The organism is Vagococcus changpingensis, assembly GCF_058211775.1.
On record NZ_JBYVZB010000001.1, the window covers coordinates 629,065 to 649,872 of the forward strand.

Genomic DNA, 20,808 nt, shown 5'->3' on the forward strand with positions numbered 1-20,808 from the left:
AACTAATAGATTTCTTCACAGTCTTAATTATTATAACGATATTTTAATTAAAAATCTATTATAATTATTTCAAAAATTTACTTAAAGTCTTATCTTTACAGGATAGACGGGTCTTATTATAATTTAATTTAACAAAATTAATATGTTAATTGAACTAGAAATCAAATAAAAAAGAGGATTGTCATAGACAACCTCTTTGTTTTTCACTCGAAAACAAATTGATTTTGATATAATTCTGCATAAAATCCTTTTTGAGCTATTAAAGAATCATGTGTACCCGATTCAATGATTTCTCCTTGATTTAATACCACGATAAAATCTGCATCAAGAATTGTCTTTAAGCGATGAGCAATGACAAAACTTGTTCTACCACTAATAATTGTTTCCATTGCTTGTTGAATACGACTTTCTGTCACAGTATCAACATTACTTGTTGCCTCATCTAATATTAATAAATCTGGATTGGTAATAATTGTTCTAGCAATACTGATTAATTGCTTCTGACCAACACTGAAAATACTATTTTCATCACTAACAATTGTATTATATCCATCTTCAAGTGATACAATGAAATCATGAATATTCGCTTGCTTAGCAGCTGAAACAACTTCTTCATCTGTCGCATCTGGCTTTCCAAAAACAATATTTTCACGAATTGTTCCAGAAAAAAGAATAGAATCCTGTAATACAATCCCAATATGAGAACGCAAACTATCTAACGTCACAGCTCTAATATCTCTACCATCAATCGTGATATTACCTGAATTGACATCATAAAATCGATTTAATAAATTCATGACAGTTGTTTTACCAGAACCTGTTGGGCCAACTAAAGCGACCATTTGTCCTTTTTTGGCTTCAATCGAAATATCTTTTAATATAGGTCGATCCTCTTCATAAGAAAAATCAACATGAGACAGTGTGACGTTCTTCTCTAATCCTGTTAATTTTTCTAAATTTTTATCATCTGGTTCATCTGGTTGAGCAAAGACTTGATTCAATCGTTTCGCTCCTGTAAAAGCTAATTGTAGCATACTAAATTGAGATGATATTTGTGTTAGTGGCATATAAAATTGTTGTGAATACTGGATGAATGTGACAATCAAACCCAAACCTGCTGCTTTTTCAATACTCCCACTATTCACTAACCATCCACCGACAAAAATAACAATCGCAGTGTTTAATAAAGAAATACCTTGCATCGTTGGAAACAGTAACCCTGAATAAACTTGACCTTTAAAGGTTGCTTCCTTCACTTCATTATTCACTTTTTCAAATCCTTCAATGGTTTCTTCTTCTAGTCCGTTTGTGATAATCACTTTTTGACCAGAAATTTTTTCGTCAATGTAGCCATTCAAACGCCCGATACTTTCTTGTTGAATTCCAACTTTTTTCTCGGCTTGTTTAATAATAACCATCGCAAAAATAATGGCAATAGGAGACATGGCTAGTGTAACCCATGACATTGTCACATTTTCACGAAACATCATAAATGTCACACCAATTAGCATGGATACATTGGTTAATACTTGAATCAACGCTTGGTTCATTGTGTTTGAAATATTATCCAAATCACTCGTAAAACGACTCAATATATCCCCATGCTGATGTGTATCAAAAAAACGAATAGTCATCGTTTGTAGTTTTCTAAATAAGCCAATTCTCATTTTATTTGTAGACTGTCCAGTTACTCGTGACATTAAAATGTTTTGGATAAACATGGAAATAGCATTTAATACATACAATCCAACCAATAACTTGATCACACTAGTAAAAGGTGATTTATCAGCATGTCCAACAGATAGGTACGCTCCAGCATACTTGGCTAATTCTTCAATTGCTTTACCAGTATACTGTGGTGCTTTTACTTGCAAGTAAGTCGAGAAAATGATGGCGACAATAATAATAAAAAATTTCACTTTATACACTTTTAGATAATTCCAAAAGAAACTCAATACACTTGGATTTTCCTTAGTCAAATTCCTCGACCTCCTTTGATTTTTGCGTCTCATAAATTTCTTGGTACACAACACTGGTTTTTAATAACTCTTGATGCGTTCCTTTGGCAACTAGTTTTCCTTCATCTAGCACTAAAATAGTATCAGCTTGCACAACAGATGAAATTTTTTGAGCAATGATAAAAACAGTCGTGTCGTTTAATTCATTAGCTAACGCTTCTTTTACGAGTTTTTCACTTTTAGCATCTAGTGCACTGGTGCTGTCGTCTAAAATCAAGACTTTAGGATCACCAATTACTCCTCTAGAAATCGACAAACGTTGTTTCTGACCACCTGAAAAATTTGAGCCTCGTTCTTCCACGCGACTATCAAATCCATCCATTTGTCGTTCAATAAATTCATACGCTTGAGCGATTGACGAAGCACGGTATAACTCTTTTTCATCAGCATTCTTTGCCCCGTGACGAATATTATCTCCTATTGTTCCAGAAAATAAAATAGCACGTTGCAACACAATTGCGATGGATTTTCTTAACTCTTCTTTACTAACGTCTTTAAGATTTGCCCCACCAACATCAATGACACCGTTTGTTGGATCATACATTCTGGCAATCAGTTGTGCGAGTGTTGATTTTCCAGAACCTGTTGCGCCAACAACCCCAACTGACATGCCATTATCCACATGAAACGATACATTTTTTAACGTAGGTGAATCGTCTCCTGCATAAGTAAAGCTTACATCATCAAAAACAACTGACCCTGATTGAATGGGCGTTGATTCATTTTCAGGTAAGTAAGTCAAAGTTGGTTTTGTTTCCAATATGTCGTTTAATCGTTTAATGGATACCATCCCACGACTTGCCATCATCAACATCATTCCACCTATAATGATACTCATCATGATTTGCATTAAATAATTCATAAAGGATACCACGGCACTAATTGCCTCAATATCTGTTTTAGCAATATTCGCTGTAAAATAAATCGACATCACAATCGCTAAGTTTGAAATTAACATAAAACTTGGAATCATAATGGAAAATAAATTTCCAACAGATATGGTGTGTTTGGTTAATTTTTCTGATACGGCTGAAAACTTGCTAATTTGATTTTTTTCTTGTACAAAAGACTTAACCACTCTCATTCCTGCTAAGTTCTCTTTTGCTATCCCGTTACTTTTTTCAAGATAATGTTGGATTTTAGCAAAATGTTTTCCCATCATGCTAAACACAATCATAACCGTCAATACCACTAATACAACAAGTAAAATAATCACCCACCATAATTTAGGTAGAGTCATCATAGCTAAAATAAAACTTCCTATAAACATAATAGGAATTCTAAAGATACTTTGAAACATCATCATAACGACATTTTGAATTTGAGTAATGTCATTGGTTAAACGAATAACCAAATTACTCGTAGAAAATGTTTCAATATTTTCAAATGAGAACTCTTGTACTTTTTTAAACCCATCTGAACGAATATCAGATGCAACTTCTTGAGAGAGTCTTGCTGAAAAAATCGTATTAAGTATCCCGGCAACTAGACCAAGTAGCGCGACAATAATCAACATTGTTCCAACTTTTTTTAACTCCCCTTGATCTTCAGTCATAATTGAATTCATTATTTTCTGTAATAATTTTGGTTGCCACAATTGCGATGCCACCATGATTACAGTCATAAATAAAGACAATCCGACAAGAGATTTATTTTGTTTTAATTTCGTTATTAAAATCCCCATATTGTCCCTCCTCTTTACTTTCAGAACTTATCATACATCAATAAAAAGATGACAGCTACTATTATGTTTTATTTACTGCCATAAAATAAAAACTACCAAGCCAATTCATTTATGCTTAGTAGTTTTTCTATTTAATAAATAGTTTAGAATATATCACCGTTAAAAATAGAATTCTTAACAATCACATAATCTACTTTGCGAATGGCTTCAACATCTTTTCCACCAGCGTAAGAAATAGACGATTGCAAATCTTGCTGCATTTCGTTTAATGTATCTTCTAATTTTCCCTTAAATGGTGTCCAGATTTTTTTGCCTTCAACATTTTTATGTTCACCTTTTTGAAATTCAGAAGCACTTCCGAAATATTCTTTATACAATACACCATCTTCTTCTTTCATCTCACCTGGTGACTCTTCATGTCCAGCAAATAATGAACCTATCATAACCATAGTTGCTCCAAAGCGAATAGACTTCGCAATATCACCATGTGTTCTAATACCACCATCTGCGATCAATGGTTTTCTAGCAGCTTTACTGCATCGTCTTAATGCTGAAAGTTGCCAACCACCAGTACCAAATCCTGTTTTTAATTTAGTAATACACACTTTGCCAGGTCCAATCCCAACTTTTGTGGCATCAGCTCCAGCATTTTCTAATTCTCTCACTGCTTCAGGCGTTCCAACATTTCCCGCAATGACAAATGTTTCTGGTAATTGTTTCTTTAAGTGTTTAATCATATTAATTACTGAATCAGAATGACCATGCGCAATGTCAATGGTAACATATTCAGGGACTACATTTTCTTCTTTTAATTCATTAACAAAATCATACTCAGTTGCTTTAACCCCTACACTAATTGAGGCAAATAAGTCTTTATCATGCATATCTTTAATAAATTGTTTTCTCGCTTGTTCATTGAAACGATGCATAATATAGAAATATCCATTTGAAGCTAAATATTCAGCAATTGACTCATCAATAATAGTCTGCATATTAGCTGGTACAACTGGCATCTTAAATTGTCTTCCACCCAGAGTGACTGTCGTGTCACATTCCGAACGACTGTTAACAATACACTTGTTTGGCACTAATTGAACGTCTTCATAATCAAAAATCTTCATTTCCATCCTCCTAGAGAGTCAAAATGTGATATTTGGAATAAAAAGACGAATAATTATTTAAAAATAATAATATATCGTTTCTTATTCCTTTGATAATCTACACCATATTTTAAAAAAAAGCAAGAACTTTCATTAAAGTTCTTGCTTTTTATAATATTATTGTTCGTCTTTTATAAATATTACAAATTTTGAGTCTTCATAAATCGAAGCGACATCAAAATCAAAATACCTGTCATTATAACTATAATTAAGTTATTCATGATCAAAACCCCTGTTATAGAAAAATTTTAATACTAATGGGATAAATGACAGCATACTAGAAACAGCAGATTGTATCATTCCTAATCCTATGAACAGAAAAAAGTCAAACTATTCTCTCTTAACATGATTGTTGCTGTTGCTATAATGACCAAACTATTAATATAAGAAATAAAACTAGAAATAAACACTCTCCAAAAGAAGAACCAGCCATATTAATTCCTTGATTAATCCCTGTTATGAGTGATTGAATATCGACTACTTGTAATAATTTAAATAAAATTAACGAAAACGAGATGAATATCAACACCAACGTTAACAATACATTCCATAAAAAGATGGCTCCAATTTTTGCAAAAAACTACTGTGTGCAATTAATATCAGATGATACTAACATACTCATAACATGATTCTTATAATCCATTGACACCAAATGAAAAGGATAAAGAAACATAAAAATCATATTGGCAAAAATGGTTAACACTAAAAATACTACCATAAAGCCAAAGAAGTAATTATCAATAATATGAGTAAAATAAATCGTTACAAAAATATTAATGATAGCTAAAATACTTGTCGAAATAATATAATTTTTATCTCATATATATTTAAATCATTCCATGTTAAAAATTTGTGTACCTGTCATACTAATTACTCACCCCATTCAAATAATCATCTAATACTGTGACTTTTTTTATTTCATAGATATTAATATTTTGATCATTTAATAGCTGTGTTACTTCTGACTATCGTTCATCTTTAATGTCTACTCGGATACAACCATTAGGAAGTACCTTTGAATAATAGTTTAAATTTCCAATATAATTAAAAATATTTCTTGATTAGAGGTATCTATATCTCGTATTTTGGCATCTTCTATATCCCGTAATGATATTTGTCGAACCGGATGTCCTTTTCTAATAATGATGACTTCCTCACATAACATTTCAATGTCATTTTTGACGTGTGATGACATAATTAATGTCATACCCATACCTTGTGATGTCATCTTTTTTAAATAAAATTTAAACCAATCCACTGTTTCACTATCTAATCCTCTAAATGGCTCATCTAAAATTAAAATATTGGGATCGTATAACACACGCTATCAATAGGATAAGTTTTTTAACCATTCCATAAGAGTAAGTTTTTACCTTATTTCCAAGATATTCTTTCTTTATAGACAGATACACCATCTAATACAATACCTAAATTAGTTAAGGCACTATTATCTCCTCTTACGGATATCTCATTGATTTTAACGTCTCCCTAATAATCTGTAACAATATTAGTCTAGTCATACACTTAAATAAGGTGATCTTTCCAGCTCCATTTGGACCTATTACACCATAAGTTTTTCCACTTTCAAATACCAATTAATCAACAAATAATACTCCAAGAGATCCGTATTTTTTTTACTAATTGATTGATTTTCCCCTTTATCATCTATAATAATTTAAAGCCTGATGCTTGATATAATTCATACCATTCTTGACGTGTTAATTCAACACCAGTTGATTGCGATATTTCCTTAATTCTTTCTGGATTCATACTACCAACGATTGTTTGAATATTAGCTGGGTGTCGATTAATCCATGAAGTGGCAATCACAGTTGGTGTCACTTGATAGCGATTAGCAATATTTTGTAAACAGTTATTTAACTCTTTAAAGTCTGGATGATTAATAAATACTCCTTCGAAGTAACCAAACTGATAAGGAGACCAAGCTTGTACAGTTAGTTGTTTTAGTCTCATATAATCTAATACTGAGCCATCACGATTAATGCCTGTTTCATTTTCCATATTAACATTCATATTGGTTGACACCATCCCAGCATGTTGTAAACCAAATTGTAATTGATTCACTATCAATTTATCCGATAATGATTGTTGTAACAATTCTACCGTGCTTGGTGCAAAGTTGCTCACCCCAAAGAAACGGACTTTACCCGATTTTTTTAATTCATAAAAAGCTTCAGAAATCTCATCAGGTTCCATCAACGCATCTGGACGATGTAGTGCTAATACGTCAAGGTAATCTGTCTGTAAACGTTGCAAACTTCCTTCAACTGATGAGATAATGTGCTCTTTTGAAAAATCATAGTACCCTTTTCTAATACCGCATTTTGATTGAAGATAAAATTGGTCTCTTGATACATTTAAGCCCCTGATGACTTCACCAAAAAGACGTTCAGACTCTCCATCACCGTAAATATCTGCATGATCAAAAAAGTTTATTCCAACTTCCATTGATGCTGTTACCACTTCTTTTGCTTTTTCGGTTGATAAACCTGCCATTCTCATACATCCTAGTGCAAGTTGGGACGCCTCGATTGATGACGTTCCAATTTGAATTTTTTTCATAATACAACCTCCTTATATTTGTTGATCGATTAGCTCTAAATTCAAACGATTGATATAAACACGAATTTCTTTTCTAGCTACTTCATAATTTTTTTCTAATAATAACCTTGATAATTTTTTACTTAATTTATGTGTTTCATCATACAAAAAATTAATGGAAACATTGGGAAATTCGACTAATTTTATAGAAGTTATCTGTGTTAAAATAGTCGATTTCATTAACTCATTATTTAAGGGTGATAAAAATTGTTGCCAAAATAAATCATAATAATATTCTTTATTTGATGATGGTTTATTTAATTCTTCCATAGATAAAAATGACTGATCATCGATTAAATATTCTTTAATTTGTAACTGAAACAGATAATGGGAACAAAGCAACTCAATCAATTGGGTTCGTTCCGTAAATTCTTTATTGCTTATTCTTTCTTTTTTTACTATGACACCCCGATTGGCTTCTTTTTTTAAATAGTTTTCATCAATTAATTGATCAATTGCCGATCGAATCGGCGTTCGACTAACTTTTAAATCATTGGCTAAATCTTGCTCAATAATATGATATCCATTCAACCACGTATCAGTTTCAATTTGCTTTTTGACATAATCATAAACTAATTTTTGCGTTTTACCTTTTTTCACTCTGACCATCCTGAATCTCAACAGAATCACTTATCAATCCTGCATATTTTATTTCTTGTAAACTTTCTTGCTTATTAATTGGAAAAACTTGAGCAAAGCCTTCTTGTTGAGTATGTCTAAAACCATCATTAAGAAAAAATTGCCATTTATTTTTCTTTTCCATTAAATTATAGAGCGCTTCTTTTTCTCCCTTATATAACGGTAATAAATAGGTTGGCGCTAATTGCCTCACAGCAGGCAGAGAAAAATTACAAATACTTTTTATATGTAAATCAAATACAGATAAGCTACATGAATGAATCGTCAAAATATCATGTTCTCTTGGAAACGTATAGATATTATTAACATATAAATTGTCTTCATTCGTTAAAAAATAAGACACTTTAACCGTGCCAGATACGCCTAATTCAGAAGCAATTACTTTAGTAATTAATTCCATTTGGTTTACTGTATCCTTCTTTAAATCTTCCCATTCTTCAAACGATTCAATATAAGGTAATTCACCAATGTTTGTCGCTTCTATCCTAATAGGAGGAAATATAGTGTAATATCCCTCGTCATTTAGGCATAGCGTAATTTCCCATTCACTTTGCTTTTCAATATAGGATTCCACAACACAGAGACCCTGTTGAATCAAAGGTACGGTTTGATTAATTTCAAAAGCACTATGAATAATCAAATTATTATCCCAACCATATAATTGACGATTTTCTTGTTTAATAATACAAGGGTACCCTATCCTTTCTGCTGCATCATAAACATCAGAGACGACAACAGCCGATTCATATGGTGTTATATTAATTGAATGACTATCTAAAAATTGCTTTTGTAAATAACGATTTTTAACAATAGAATGAGCATACATATTTTGAGAAAAAAAAGTTTTTTCTGCTAAATATTTATAAGTATTTTTATCTAATGTTTCTGTAATAACCGTTACGACATCAGATACTTCAGCTAATTTCAATAAACTAACTTCATCGTTTATATTACAAACGAAATGTATGTCGGCTGTTTTTCCTGCTATACAATTTTGAGACTCTGATAAAACAGCTACTTTATACCTCATTTTTTTAGCAGACAATACTAATTGATAGGATACAATGCCTCCGCCAATTATACCTATTGTGCTACCAGGTAAAATTCTTTCCGACAAATCTTTCACTACCTTCGCCTTTTCTTTTAAAACACTTTAATAGTATCAATCTATCGGGTATGTGTAAAGGTTAAAACACGAAAAAAAGCAAGGATAGATTGTCATCTATCACTTGCTCTTCCTATTTTATTGACACTCTAATTATTGACTTAAAAACAACTTTTTTTACCTATATCAAATTATACAGTATCTCGATTAATCAATAAACTCGATTTCGTTATTTTTTAGAGAAATCACACGAGCTAATGAATCTACAGTGTAGCCTTGCTCTTCTAATAATTGTCTACCATCTTGAAAAGATTTTTCAATGACAATCGATACAGCTTCAATAGTCGCCCCAGCTTGTTTACATAACTCAATTAATCCTAATGCTGCCTGTCCATTAGCTAGAAAGTCATCAACAACTAATACATTGTCACCTTCTTCAAGATATTTATTAGAAATGGCAATGGTATTTGTCACCTGTTTGGTAAATGAATACACTTCAGATGTTAAAAGCTCACTATTCATTGTTAAACTTTTTTGTTTTCTAGCAAACACAACTGGAAGTCCCATATGTAATCCAATAAATACTGCCGGAGCAATACCTGATGACTCAATGGTTACAATTTTTGTTACACCTTTATCTTTGTAAGTTTGTGCCACATGTTGACCAATTTTATTCATTAAATTTGGATCAATTTGATGAGTTAAAAAGCTATCAACTTTCAAAATATTTTCATCCAAAACTCTACCTTGTTTAACAATTGTTTGTTTTAATAATTCCAATTTTTCTCCTCCAATGATATATAAGATAAAAAACCCCTTTTACATAAGTAAATAAGGGGTTTTTTGTCCTTTTATTTACTCATAGACTGATATTTTCGGTATCAGGTAGAAACGACTTACCATATTAAAGTCATATATAAGTGATTATTTTGTTGTTGTTAGTGATGATAATTTTGTTGGGGCAAAACTTTCTGCTAACTGAGTAACCATATTGATACCTAGTTCATTGACAACATCGACAGACTTAGTTGATTTTTTTTCTTTTTTATCACTATTTTTAGCTACTTTATCATATTGTTTTAAATTATATGTATCAATTAAACCATTTAAACGTTTATGATAACGTCTATCTTCTTTATTTTGTGCAGTTAGGTAAGCTGTTACTTTTCTAGGTGTATCTTTTTTAGAACGCGTCATTTCTTGATAACTCGTTTTATCTTTCTTCAGCTCTGCAACATAATCATCAATAGCCTCATTGTTATCTGAATACACTTTGTATTCTTTTAAATCAAGCGTTGTTTTTTTTGTTTCAATATCTGTTTTTAATGTTTCAACTTTAACAGTCTGATTATTAGAATGACCAGTCACTTGATAAATATTATGTTTTTCCATCAATTCATTGTTTCCTGAATTACTTTTAATAATTGCTTCAGCAATTAAAACAGAAGCATATAAATCATTTTTATCTGCTACATCTTCAATTTTAGGAGCAATCTCTTTAATAAAATTTTCTGTTTCTTTTGTTTTATCAATAGTCTCTTTTTTAGCTTTTTTTGAATCATATTGTGTTAAATCATATGCCTCAATTAATCCATTTAATTTTTCATGATATCTCGAATCAGTTGCATATCTTCCAGTTAAATATTTTGTTGCTTCTTGATAGTTAGATGTATTAGATTTCCAAGCTCCTTGATAAAAAGTCGAACGGCCAGATATTCCACCAGACATCAGCATAGCGTAATCTTCCAATGATTCTTTATAACTTGGGTATTTTCTAAATTTAGCATTAATAGTATATAAACCGCCGTCACTGTTTTCTTCTAGTGTAGCCATCTCAACAGACTCATTTTTATAAGAGCCTTTAATACCAAATAAATTATGATTTGGTGTCCTAGATAAACTACTATTGCCAGAACCACTTTCGAGTATTGCTTGTGCTATCATAATAGACGCATAAAGATTATTTTTTTGACCAATTTCTCTTGCATCTTCACCTATTTCTTCGATAAACTCCGCAGTTGTTTGGTTTCGTGAATAATTAATAAGTGACTTTTCATTTTTTACATTACTTGCATTGGAAGGTGAGGCGCTACTAGAAATTGCGCTATTTGACGAGCTTGGTTTAGACATTGATGTATTAGAATTTTTATCTGGTCTAATACTACTATCCTCGTTTCTACTAGAAGAAGCGTCTGTTGTCGAGCTTGATGAGCTCGAGGAACTTGTTTCATTAGTTGATGGTTTTGTCGGTTCTGTTGAACTACTTGTTGATGAATTACTACTACTTTCCTGTGTACTACTTGAACTAGAAGTTTCTTCAGATGACGTACTCGAAGAAGAGTCAGCTGTTGAACCAGATGACTCTTCTATAGTATCTTCAGAATTGCTACTTTCTTTTACATTACTCTTTAGAATATTCTCATTAACATTTAGACTATATAAAGGTTTAGGGGATGAGGATATTTTATCTGATTCTGCAATAGATACGACCTCTAAGATAGGCAAACAAACTGACATAACAGACATACTAACGCCTATAATGGTATTGGCAATAAGTTTTTTAGACAAATTTTTCTTTTCTTTCCTCATTATATTCCCCTCCCCCTATTAAATACGGTCAATATCTCCAATTTTTTCTAATTTTCTTAATAATTCTGAAAAGACGCTTTCAGATTCATATTTAATAGATTCTAACTTACGATAATAATTACGAGCCTCTTGACTAATGGTACTTAATTCAGACTCGGCATCAACTATTCTACGTTTTGCTTCCTGATTAGCTGTTTCAACGATTTCTCTTGCTTTTGATTGAGCTTCTATCATAACTTGAGCTATATCAGATTGATTCATACCAATTTGTTGTTGTGATTTAGCACGTCTTAATTGTTCTTTTGTTTGTCTTAATTCTTCTTGTAACACTTCAATTTCTGGTGAAGACTCAGAGCGTAATTTTTGTACTTCTTCTTCAAGTTCTTGTGCGCGACTTCGCTCACCGCTTAAGTCAGTTAAACTAGCTGTTAAACGTTCTTGCTGTGTTTTCATACCATTAATTTCTTGTTCAAGCTCATCAATAATACGTTGATTTTCACGTAATTCAGCTAGCTCTTTTTCTAATTTTTCAGTTTTGCTTAATTGATTTTCAAGATTTTCAGTCATTGTTGTTAACTCCTGTTCCATTTTCTCACGTTTTTCATTAGCTTCTTTAGCCAATATTTTTTCTTCTTCATATTGATTAGTCAGAATATTTTCTAATTCTTTTGATTGTTGGAGTTCATCTTGCAATTCAGTTAATACTCGCTGAATATCTTTTAATTCTAGCAATTCAACCGTTGTTTTATTTAACTCTTCTTCAACCTCTTTTAGACTTGATATTAACCGATTATTTTCTTCAGATAATTCATTAATTTGTTTTTGATGTTCGATTATTTGATTTGCTTTATCTTGTAATTCTTTTTCTAAGTTTTCCACAACTTCTTTATTTACAAAAGAACCCTCTTGGCTCTTAGCTTTTGTTAATTCAGTTTGTAATGATGAAATCGTTTCGTCCATAGTATTAATTTTATTTTTCAATTCTTGAACTTCATCGTCTTTTTCATTTGATTCATTTGCTAATCTTAATACATCTTCTTCTTTTATTTCTAAAAGTGTTGTCATTTCCTCTAATGCTGATTCTTTATTAGATAAGGCTAGCGTCAATTCCTCAATTTTAGTATTTTTAGTCTCAATTTCTTGTGATGCTTGCACCAATTCTTGATCTAATGACGTCATATTACTTGCAAACTGAGTGATTTGATCATCTTTAGTTTGCCTATCAGACTGTAATGATAAGAATTGCTCTTTTAGATTATCTAATTCTAGCGTTAATTGTGTTTTTTCATCGACTAAATTATTATTTTCTTCTTTTATTTTACTGTAATCAGATAAATCACTTTCCAATTGTTGCTGTTCGTTTAATTTTGTCTCTAATTCAACAATTTGGCTTCCTAACAAGTCATTGTATTCTTTTACTTTTTCAGCTTCTTCCAATTCTTGTTCATACGTGTCTTTTTCAAGTAATAGTTGATCTATTTGAGCTTTTAATTGGTCATTTTCATTCTCTAACGCAACCAAATCAACCTGATTAGATGATATACTAGTATTATTATCTGAAATACTAGTATTTTCGCTTTCTACAACTTCTGTTGGTACTGAAAAGTTTTCTTCTTCAAAAGCAGAATTAGTGTAAAACTGATTAGATTCACTATATAAATCATCTACATTATCTGAATTACTATCCTCTAAAACAGGAATACTAGGCTTAACACCCTCATTATCGTCTTCATAGTAATAATAATAGTAATAATCATCATCGTCTTCACTGTCATAAAACAACTCTTCTGTTGTTTGCGGCAAATTTTCTGACTCATAATCTTCTTCATAATCTTTTTCTGGATTATCGTTTTGTCTTCTTAGCCATTTACTAAACAACCAACTTTCACCTCACTATATTTCCCTATCTAATCGTCACAATGTTCTATAAGTAAGCAAAAAGGTAATTATAGAAATTGTACATATATAATGAAATTATATCACACAGTCATTATTATGCAAGATTTTTCGGGGTATGTCTTTTCATGTTAATTCTTTATAAATCTATGTCATTGATGATACTCTTTGTACACTTCTTGTTTTTTTAACCCTCTTATTTTAGCGACTTCTTTAATTGCTTCCTTTACTGTCATGTCTTCTTGTTCAGAGACTAAATTAACATGTTCGGCAATAGACATATCACTATCATAAGATATCGTTTCTTCTTCAACGACATTTTCTATTAGCAAGCAACACTCACCTTTTATAGGATGGTTCGATAGATAATTAATAACTTCTTGAACACTTCCTCTGATATATTCTTCATGTAATTTAGTCAGTTCTCGGCAAAGAACAACTTGTGTTTCTTCTGAAAACACTTGTTCCATTGTTGCCAGTGTTTTTTCTACTCTATAAGGCGATTCATAAAAAATGATAGTCGCATTAACCCCTTTTAATTTTGTTAATTCAGCCACCTGTTCTTTCTTTTTTCGTGGTAAAAAACCATGAAAATAAAACGGTTGTGGGGATAGTCCACTAGCAATAAGAGCGGTCATCCCTGCTGTCGCTCCTGGTATAGATACAACTGATATACCTTCTTTAATACACGCCACAACCAAATCATGTCCTGGATCACTAATAGAAGGCATACCTGCATCACTTACTTGTGCGATATCTTGTCCTTCTTGCAATAACTTGATTAATGTTGGAATTTTATCATGTGAGTTATGCTCATGTAGACTAATTTGCTTTGTTTTTATATCAAAATGATTTAATAATTTTTGAGTGTTTCTTGTATCTTCACTTGCAATGAAAGATACTTCCTGCAACAGCCTTACAGCACGAAACGTCATATCCTCTAAATTACCAATTGGAGTCGGAACTAGATAGAGCTTTCCTTTATCATCTTGTATGGCAAAACTTTTTTGACAATTCATCTTTTCCCTCCTTAAAAAAGCTGGTGGGAGAAACTCCCATCCAGCTTATTTACCATAAATCATACTAGAACAAAAGACACATTCTTCTTGATTTTCACGTCTCGAACCATAAAAATCTTTACAAACATGGAATCCTTGCTCATATAGTTTTTCTAAATTTAATCTTGATTTTGATAATTCCTGTCTTCCGTCGTCTACTATTTCTTGTTTTTCTAATTTATCCAACTTATCATGGAGATGCTGATTTTCTAATTTTAAGTTTAAGTTTTCTTCTACTAAATTATCAACAATCGGTTTCATCTCTTTGACTTGAAATAACATGGTTTCTAATTGACGTTCAACATTGACCAACTCATCATATAATTTCATTTTATCCATGCTATTCTTCCTTTAACCATTTTCTTTTCCACCATTTATCAACTCATCATACTGATATTCAACTGGGGTTTCCCTTGAAACTAATTTTACCTTAATCACTTCATTTAAAAGATTTAATCCAATTACTTTTCCTATACCATCTGGCGTTTGAACTTTCTCACCAAAATCTGGCATCATTTTACGAAGTCTTTCATATTCATCATTTTCGTAGTTCAAACAACACATCAATCGACCACACAATCCAGAAATTTTGGTTGGATTTAATGATAAATTTTGGTCTTTTGCCATTTTAATAGAAACAGGAACAAAATCGCCCAAAAACGTGCTACAACACAAAGGTCTACCACATGGACCAATACCGCCTAATTTTTTTGCCTCATCCCGAACACCAATTTGTTTTAATTCAATTCGTGTTTTAAAAATCGAGGCTAAATCTCGTACCAGCTCGCGAAAATCAATACGCCCATCAGCTGTAAAACTAAACATCATTTTACTTCTATCTAGTGTGTACTCAACATCAACTAATTTCATCTCTAACTGATGTTCACGTATTTTTTTATTAGCCACATCAAAAGCATTTAATGCATCTATTTTATTTTCTTTAACTTGTTCCAATTGCGTCTCATCAGCTAGTTGAATTATCATATTTAAATCGTCAGGTAAATCTTTTTTGGCGACTTGTTTATTAGGTAAAGCAACTTCTGCCACATTTTTTACTTTTTGTGACTCCACTACAACTTTTTGCTTATATGAATACTGTTCACCTTTTTGAGGTAAATAGTAATAAATACGTCCAGATGATTTAAATCTTACACCAACTACTTCTATCACAGTGTATTCCTCCTAATGAGATGTCATAATTCTCAAAGCTAGTTGTTCACATGTATTTTGAAAACTAACATTTGATGCTAGTTTTTGTTTTGCTTGTGTAGCATTCATAATCATTCTAACATAGTCGATACTATTAGAAAACTGTGTATTAATTTGTTTACGCATCTTTATCTTCATCATCGCAACTAACATATCTAATAATTGTCGTTGCTGCATTTTATCTTGTGCTTGTTTTATCAAATATTGTTGAACAAAAAGAAAGGCTCTTGCATCATTTTTTTCAAAATAATCCAACCACTTAGACAATAAATCCCTTGTACTGTTAAACCACTCATCGTTTGCTAATTCAATTGCTTCTTGCATTGAATTAGTCAATTCAACTAACAAATCAACATGAGCTAGTGGCTGATCTAATGTTAACATTTCTTGTTTTAAACGATCTTTTGCCAACTGCTTTAACAGAATTAATTGACATCTTGATTGGATAGTTGGTAATAGTGACATAGCGTTATTCGTCAAGAAAAAAATAGATATTTCTCCATCTGGCTCTTCAATAAACTTTAATAGACTATTAGCAGATTGCACAGTCATTTTTTCAGATTCCAAAACCAATAAGACTTTCCTTCTTGATTCTACCCCACTACTTGTAAAAAATGATTTTATTTGCCTAATTTGATCTACTTTGATTGTCTGTCCATCCGGCTCTATTTTGGCAATATCTGCATGTTCATCCTGCTCGATACGTAAACAAGAACGACACTTTCCACAAGGTATACCATTACTGTCAAGAGACTCACAAAATAACCCCTGACAAAGAAACAAAGCGAAATCTTTTTCTTCTTTAACATCACTACCTTGAATAATATAAGCGTGACTCATTTTTTTATCTTTAAAAACCTGACTAAATTTTTGATATAGTATAGGTTGTGTCATTAATATTTTTTCTTTTATGGCACTCATTAAAAATGATAGAACCCTTCTACTGGTAGAACAAATACAGTGGCTCCCCCAACTTGTATTTCAATAGGATGAGTGGAATGAGCATCCATCGCGATATCTAAAGAAATAGGAGGGGTTATATATTGCTCTCTAGAATGACACACTGATTTAATAATCGATAGGACTTCTTCAACACGTTCATCCTCAATCCCAACAATAAATGTAGTATTTCCGGATTTTAAAAAGCCCCCTGTTGTAGATAATTTTGTTGCACGTATATTTTCTTTATTAAAATGGTTTTGTAAACGTGAGCTATCCTTATCTTGAATAATTGCTAATAATAATTTCATTGTTATCACCCTTTACTTGATTTAATAAACATACTTGAAAAAGTTTCTTTAATTAAATTATAACAAGTATCTACAACGTTTTCTATTGATTGACTTGCATCAATCTTTTTTATTCTATTTGGTTCTAATTCCAGTAAAGTTAAATAGGCTAATCGAACTTGTTCGTGAAAATCCAATGATTCTTTATCTAAGCGGTCCAACTCAGCTTCACTACGTCCCTTGTTGATACGACTTAACCCAACTGATGCTTCAACATCTAGATATAGTGTCAAATCAGGGTAGTTTCCTTCAATAGCAAAGTCATTAATCTGACGAACCTCTTCAACTCCGATACCCCTTGCTGCGCCTTGATAAGCGATAGAACTGTCGATAAATCGATCACAAACAACCAAATGATTTGTTTCTAAAGCTGGTAAAATTTTTTCAACTAAATGTTGTCTTCTAGCGGCTGCATATAATAATGCTTCTGTTCGCTCGTCCATCATTGTATGAGTTGGATTTAAAATAACCTCACGGATTTTTTCAGAAATCGGGATGCCTCCTGGTTCTCTTGTTGTCACTATGTCAACATTTAACTCATGAGACATTTTTTTTATTAATTCTTCTATAACTGTTGATTTTCCAGCACCATCTGGGCCTTCTATCGTAATAAATACTCCATTTCGTGACATTTATTCATTATCCTCCATTACAATTCCGTTCGTCCTTCAACTGCTTTTAACAATGTAATCTCATCTGCATATTCTATATCACTACCAACAGATAATCCATGTGCCAAGCGTGTCACTTTTATTCCTGAAGGCTTAATTAAACGAGACAAATACATAGCCGTTGCTTCACCATCGGTTGTGGCATTCGTTGCAATAATGACTTCTTTTACTTCATTGTTATGTAATCTTTTAATTAAGCTAGCAATGTTTAAATCATCTGGTCCAGTCCCATCCATAGGAGAAAGGACACCATGTAGTACATGATATAGTCCTTTATACTCTCTTACCTTTTCTAAAGACATAACATCTTTGGTTTCTTCTACTACTAAAATCGTTGATTGGTCACGATTTGGATTACGACAAATATCACATGATTTTTCTTCTGTGATATTTCCACATATCTCACAAAAATGCAAATCACGCTTCACACTGATTAATGATTTGGCAAAATCTGTCACATCTTCTTCTTTCATATTGAGTGTGTAAAATGCCAAACGAGTTGCCGTTTTGGCACCGATACCTGGTAATTTCATATAACTATCAATTAATTTTGCAATAGGGGTTGGATACTGCATGCAAAACCCTCCTTTTTCTGTCAAAAAACAGGAAGTCTCCCTCCTGTTTTTCCTTACTTATTATAATCCTGGGATAGCTTTTGCGTATTTACCCATTACTCGTTCCGTTTCAACGTCTATTTTTTCAATGACTTTATTCGTTGCATCAAGTACTAAGTCTTGCACCATATCAGGATCTTCTGGATCTAACACATCTGGGTTAATCTCAATACTGGTCACTTTCTTTTCGCCGGTCATCGTAATTTTTACTAGGCCATTCCCTGCTTCAGCTTCAAAGACTTGTGCATCTAATGTTTCTTTAGCTGCTGCCATCTCTTTTTGCATTTTTTGAACCTGTTTCATCATTCCTTGCATATTTCCCATTCCACGCATCATCATTATCGTCTCCATTTCTATTTTTAATCTTCTATTATTTGAATATTTTGTTCTCCAAACATTTTTTTTGCTTCACTGATTAGCACATCTTCCTCAACTTGCTCTACCTTATCCTCACCAGCTTCATATGTCCTATCAGTTTGCAAGATAAACTGTTGTCTTAATTCTTGCCAACTATCTTTTGGTATACTAATCAAACTAGGTGTATACTCAATCAATCGATTTAAACCATTATACACTGCTTGCTGAAGTTCTTCATCATTACTTGCCTTTTGGCACAAAATATCATAATCAAACGCTATGACTAATCCTGTTTCACTCGCTGCTACCGGTTCACATGCTTTTAACATAGCTCGCTGTGTAACAGATAACAATTGAAGTAAATCAACCCAAACGTCTCTGACGTTTACCAGGTGTTCTTTTGTTGCATTTTCTAACACTTGGTAGACTCGTTCAGTTGGTACTTTATAAAGAGGCTGTTTTGCTTTAGATGAACTACTTTTAACTTTTTTTTCTTGTTGAATACTTCCTTTTTCTTGTAATAGCTCCAATTTTTTCTCTAATTGTTGAATTTTTTTGATAAGCTCTTGATAATTTTCGCCTTCTATATCAGGCGAAGTAACTGACTGAGTAGACAAATCATCCACCTGTTTTTTTGGTCTTACTGCCATTATTTCTGATAGTTTAATGGTTAATACTTCTAAATAAATGGATGGTTGTGACGTAAACTTCATGTTTTTTTGCATCTCATTCAACTCTTCAATCCATTGATACAACACACGACTATCAATCGCTTCACTCAACGACTTAAATGACTCACTAATAGAAGGCAATTGATTTTCCACTACTCGTGGTGCTTGTTGATACATTAAGATATCTCGGCAATGAATCAACAAATTTTCAACAATCCGGTTACTTTCTTTGCCTTCATTTAGCATGCTATCAACTAACTCTAATGATTTTTGAGTATCAGAGTGAAAACAAGCGAAAAAATAATCATCCATCATTTGACTTGTTAAGCTTCCTGTTACCTCTAAAGCATCTGCCATACTCAATGTTCCATCACTAAATGAAATCAACTGATCTAAAATACTTAACGCATCTCGCATGCCACCTTCTGCAGAGCGAGCGACAATTTTCAACACTTGATCATCAAACGAAATATTTTTTTCTTGCAAAATATAAGCTAAGCGTTGCTCGATATCTCGTGTATTAATCCGTTTAAAATCAAATCGTTGCGTCCTTGAAATAATTGTAGCCGGTATTTTATGCGGTTCAGTTGTTGCTAAAATAAAAATAACATGTTCAGGTGGTTCTTCAAGTGTTTTTAATAAGGCGTTAAATGCTCCTGTTGATAACATATGTACCTCATCAATAATATACACTTTATACGGCACTTGTGTTGGTGCATACTTTACTTTATCTCGTATATCACGAATTTCTTCGACACCATTATTACTTGCAGCATCTATTTCTAATACATCGTTAATTCGACCTTCTGTAATTCCTTTACAATTATCACACTCATTACAAGGTTCACCATTCGTCGAATGTTCACAGTTTATAGCTTTTGCAAAAATTTTAGCGGCACTGGTTTTCCCTGTTCCTCTAGGGCCAGTAAAGAGATAAGCATGTGATACTTTTTGTTGCATAATGGCATGTTTTAACGTTTGTGTGATGATGCCTTGACCAACTAAATCATCGAAAGTTTGTGGTCGCCACTCACGATACAATGCTTGATATGCCACATCAACACTCCTCTCTATTTTCAATCTTCTCTATTATATGTTAAAAGTTCAGAAATTTCTAGCCATGACTCACACAATCAGCTACTATTATAAATCATTCTTTCGCCCGATTGTCGCATATTTTTATCTATGGTAAACTTATCTAAATCGGGTTACAAAAATGAAAGTAG

At 32.2% G+C, this 20,808-nt stretch carries 20 protein-coding genes and 1 riboswitch; all 20 genes read right to left on the reverse strand.

Annotated elements, in window-relative coordinates:
* Nucleotides 1-203: 203 nt before the first annotated feature.
* Entirely contained in the window at nt 204-1,979 is a 1,776-nt protein-coding gene (locus tag AC37UB_RS03105) for an ABC transporter ATP-binding protein (protein ID WP_490685318.1), read from the reverse strand.
* Complete coding sequence (locus AC37UB_RS03110; RefSeq protein ID WP_490685319.1) at nt 1,972-3,702, reverse strand: ABC transporter ATP-binding protein; 1,731 nt, start codon at nt 3,700-3,702, stop codon at nt 1,972-1,974. The genes AC37UB_RS03105 and AC37UB_RS03110 overlap by 8 nt, the downstream gene beginning before the upstream one ends.
* A 143-nt stretch (nt 3,703-3,845) precedes the next feature.
* Nucleotides 3,846-4,823: a GMP reductase gene (gene guaC, locus AC37UB_RS03115; protein WP_117972963.1), complete on the reverse strand. Its 978-nt coding sequence runs from the start codon at nt 4,821-4,823 to the stop codon at nt 3,846-3,848.
* A 1,066-nt stretch (nt 4,824-5,889) separates the two neighbouring features.
* Nucleotides 5,890-6,183, reverse strand: a complete 294-nt coding sequence (locus AC37UB_RS03120) for a P-loop NTPase family protein (RefSeq protein WP_490685320.1) — start codon at nt 6,181-6,183, stop codon at nt 5,890-5,892.
* 136 nt (nt 6,184-6,319) lie between these two features.
* Nucleotides 6,320-6,457 carry an ATP-binding cassette domain-containing protein gene (locus tag AC37UB_RS03125; RefSeq protein ID WP_347247399.1) on the reverse strand — a complete coding sequence of 46 codons (138 nt, stop codon included), beginning with the start codon at nt 6,455-6,457 and terminating at the stop codon, nt 6,320-6,322.
* A 70-nt stretch (nt 6,458-6,527) separates the two neighbouring features.
* Nucleotides 6,528-7,445: an aldo/keto reductase gene (locus tag AC37UB_RS03130; protein WP_117972965.1), complete on the reverse strand. Its 918-nt coding sequence runs from the start codon at nt 7,443-7,445 to the stop codon at nt 6,528-6,530.
* A 12-nt stretch (nt 7,446-7,457) separates the two neighbouring features.
* On the reverse strand, nt 7,458-8,084 hold the full coding sequence (locus AC37UB_RS03135; RefSeq protein ID WP_158559434.1) for a GntR family transcriptional regulator: 627 nt from the start codon (nt 8,082-8,084) through the stop codon (nt 7,458-7,460).
* Entirely contained in the window at nt 8,071-9,240 is a 1,170-nt protein-coding gene (locus tag AC37UB_RS03140) for an ATP-grasp domain-containing protein (RefSeq protein ID WP_147340777.1), read from the reverse strand. The genes AC37UB_RS03135 and AC37UB_RS03140 overlap by 14 nt, the downstream gene beginning before the upstream one ends.
* 195 nt (nt 9,241-9,435) lie before the next feature.
* Entirely contained in the window at nt 9,436-10,008 is a 573-nt protein-coding gene (locus AC37UB_RS03145) for a xanthine phosphoribosyltransferase (protein WP_117972968.1), read from the reverse strand.
* A gap of 62 nt (nt 10,009-10,070) precedes the next feature.
* Nucleotides 10,071-10,168: riboswitch (purine riboswitch) on the reverse strand.
* Nucleotides 10,153-11,817: a glucosaminidase domain-containing protein gene (locus AC37UB_RS03150; RefSeq protein ID WP_241699140.1), complete on the reverse strand. Its 1,665-nt coding sequence runs from the start codon at nt 11,815-11,817 to the stop codon at nt 10,153-10,155. Its footprint overlaps the riboswitch before it by 16 nt.
* An 18-nt stretch (nt 11,818-11,835) precedes the next feature.
* The gene (locus tag AC37UB_RS03155) at nt 11,836-13,695 is read right to left on the reverse strand and encodes a hypothetical protein (protein WP_241699141.1); all 1,860 of its coding nucleotides are present in this window, start codon (nt 13,693-13,695) and stop codon (nt 11,836-11,838) included.
* A gap of 170 nt (nt 13,696-13,865) precedes the next feature.
* Nucleotides 13,866-14,732 (reverse strand): 16S rRNA (cytidine(1402)-2'-O)-methyltransferase, encoded by an 867-nt coding sequence (gene rsmI, locus AC37UB_RS03160; protein WP_117972970.1) that lies wholly within the window; start codon nt 14,730-14,732, stop codon nt 13,866-13,868.
* Nucleotides 14,733-14,777: 45 nt separating this feature from the next.
* Complete coding sequence (locus tag AC37UB_RS03165) at nt 14,778-15,110, reverse strand: initiation-control protein YabA (protein WP_117972971.1); 333 nt, start codon at nt 15,108-15,110, stop codon at nt 14,778-14,780.
* A 12-nt stretch (nt 15,111-15,122) separates the two neighbouring features.
* The gene (locus AC37UB_RS03170; RefSeq protein ID WP_117972972.1) at nt 15,123-15,941 is read right to left on the reverse strand and encodes a PSP1 domain-containing protein; all 819 of its coding nucleotides are present in this window, start codon (nt 15,939-15,941) and stop codon (nt 15,123-15,125) included.
* 12 nt (nt 15,942-15,953) lie between these two features.
* Nucleotides 15,954-16,874, reverse strand: coding sequence for a DNA polymerase III delta subunit-related protein (locus AC37UB_RS03175; RefSeq protein ID WP_490685321.1), 921 nt, complete (start codon nt 16,872-16,874; stop codon nt 15,954-15,956).
* A gap of 26 nt (nt 16,875-16,900) precedes the next feature.
* A complete protein-coding gene (gene darA / locus AC37UB_RS03180; protein WP_117972974.1) occupies nt 16,901-17,230 on the reverse strand; it encodes a cyclic di-AMP receptor DarA in 330 nt (109 codons plus the stop codon).
* 5 nt (nt 17,231-17,235) lie between these two features.
* Nucleotides 17,236-17,901: a dTMP kinase gene (tmk, locus tag AC37UB_RS03185; protein ID WP_117972975.1), complete on the reverse strand. Its 666-nt coding sequence runs from the start codon at nt 17,899-17,901 to the stop codon at nt 17,236-17,238.
* A gap of 17 nt (nt 17,902-17,918) precedes the next feature.
* On the reverse strand, nt 17,919-18,515 hold the full coding sequence (recR, locus tag AC37UB_RS03190) for a recombination mediator RecR (protein WP_117972976.1): 597 nt from the start codon (nt 18,513-18,515) through the stop codon (nt 17,919-17,921).
* A gap of 60 nt (nt 18,516-18,575) precedes the next feature.
* Entirely contained in the window at nt 18,576-18,890 is a 315-nt protein-coding gene (locus AC37UB_RS03195; RefSeq protein ID WP_241699143.1) for a YbaB/EbfC family nucleoid-associated protein, read from the reverse strand.
* 23 nt (nt 18,891-18,913) lie between these two features.
* Nucleotides 18,914-20,638 carry a DNA polymerase III subunit gamma/tau gene (gene dnaX / locus AC37UB_RS03200; protein WP_241699144.1) on the reverse strand — a complete coding sequence of 575 codons (1,725 nt, stop codon included), beginning with the start codon at nt 20,636-20,638 and terminating at the stop codon, nt 18,914-18,916.
* Nucleotides 20,639-20,808: the final 170 nt, after the last annotated feature.

Excerpts from the sequence above, each read along its gene's own strand:
- AC37UB_RS03110 (WP_490685319.1), bottom strand. The coding sequence starts at position 3,702 with ATGGGGATTTTAATAACGAAATTAAAACAAAATAAATCTCTTGTCGGA.
- guaC (WP_117972963.1), bottom strand. The coding sequence starts at position 4,823 with ATGAAGATTTTTGATTATGAAGACGTTCAATTAGTGCCAAACAAGTGT.
- AC37UB_RS03130 (WP_117972965.1), bottom strand. The coding sequence starts at position 7,445 with ATGAAAAAAATTCAAATTGGAACGTCATCAATCGAGGCGTCCCAACTT.
- AC37UB_RS03150 (WP_241699140.1), bottom strand. The coding sequence starts at position 11,817 with ATGAGGAAAGAAAAGAAAAATTTGTCTAAAAAACTTATTGCCAATACC.
- rsmI (WP_117972970.1), bottom strand. The coding sequence starts at position 14,732 with ATGAATTGTCAAAAAAGTTTTGCCATACAAGATGATAAAGGAAAGCTC.
- AC37UB_RS03165 (WP_117972971.1), bottom strand. The coding sequence starts at position 15,110 with ATGGATAAAATGAAATTATATGATGAGTTGGTCAATGTTGAACGTCAA.
- AC37UB_RS03175 (WP_490685321.1), bottom strand. The coding sequence starts at position 16,874 with ATGACACAACCTATACTATATCAAAAATTTAGTCAGGTTTTTAAAGAT.
- darA (WP_117972974.1), bottom strand. The coding sequence starts at position 17,230 with ATGAAATTATTATTAGCAATTATTCAAGATAAGGATAGCTCACGTTTA.
- tmk (WP_117972975.1), bottom strand. The coding sequence starts at position 17,901 with ATGTCACGAAATGGAGTATTTATTACGATAGAAGGCCCAGATGGTGCT.
- recR (WP_117972976.1), bottom strand. The coding sequence starts at position 18,515 with ATGCAGTATCCAACCCCTATTGCAAAATTAATTGATAGTTATATGAAA.
- AC37UB_RS03195 (WP_241699143.1), bottom strand. The coding sequence starts at position 18,890 with ATGATGCGTGGAATGGGAAATATGCAAGGAATGATGAAACAGGTTCAA.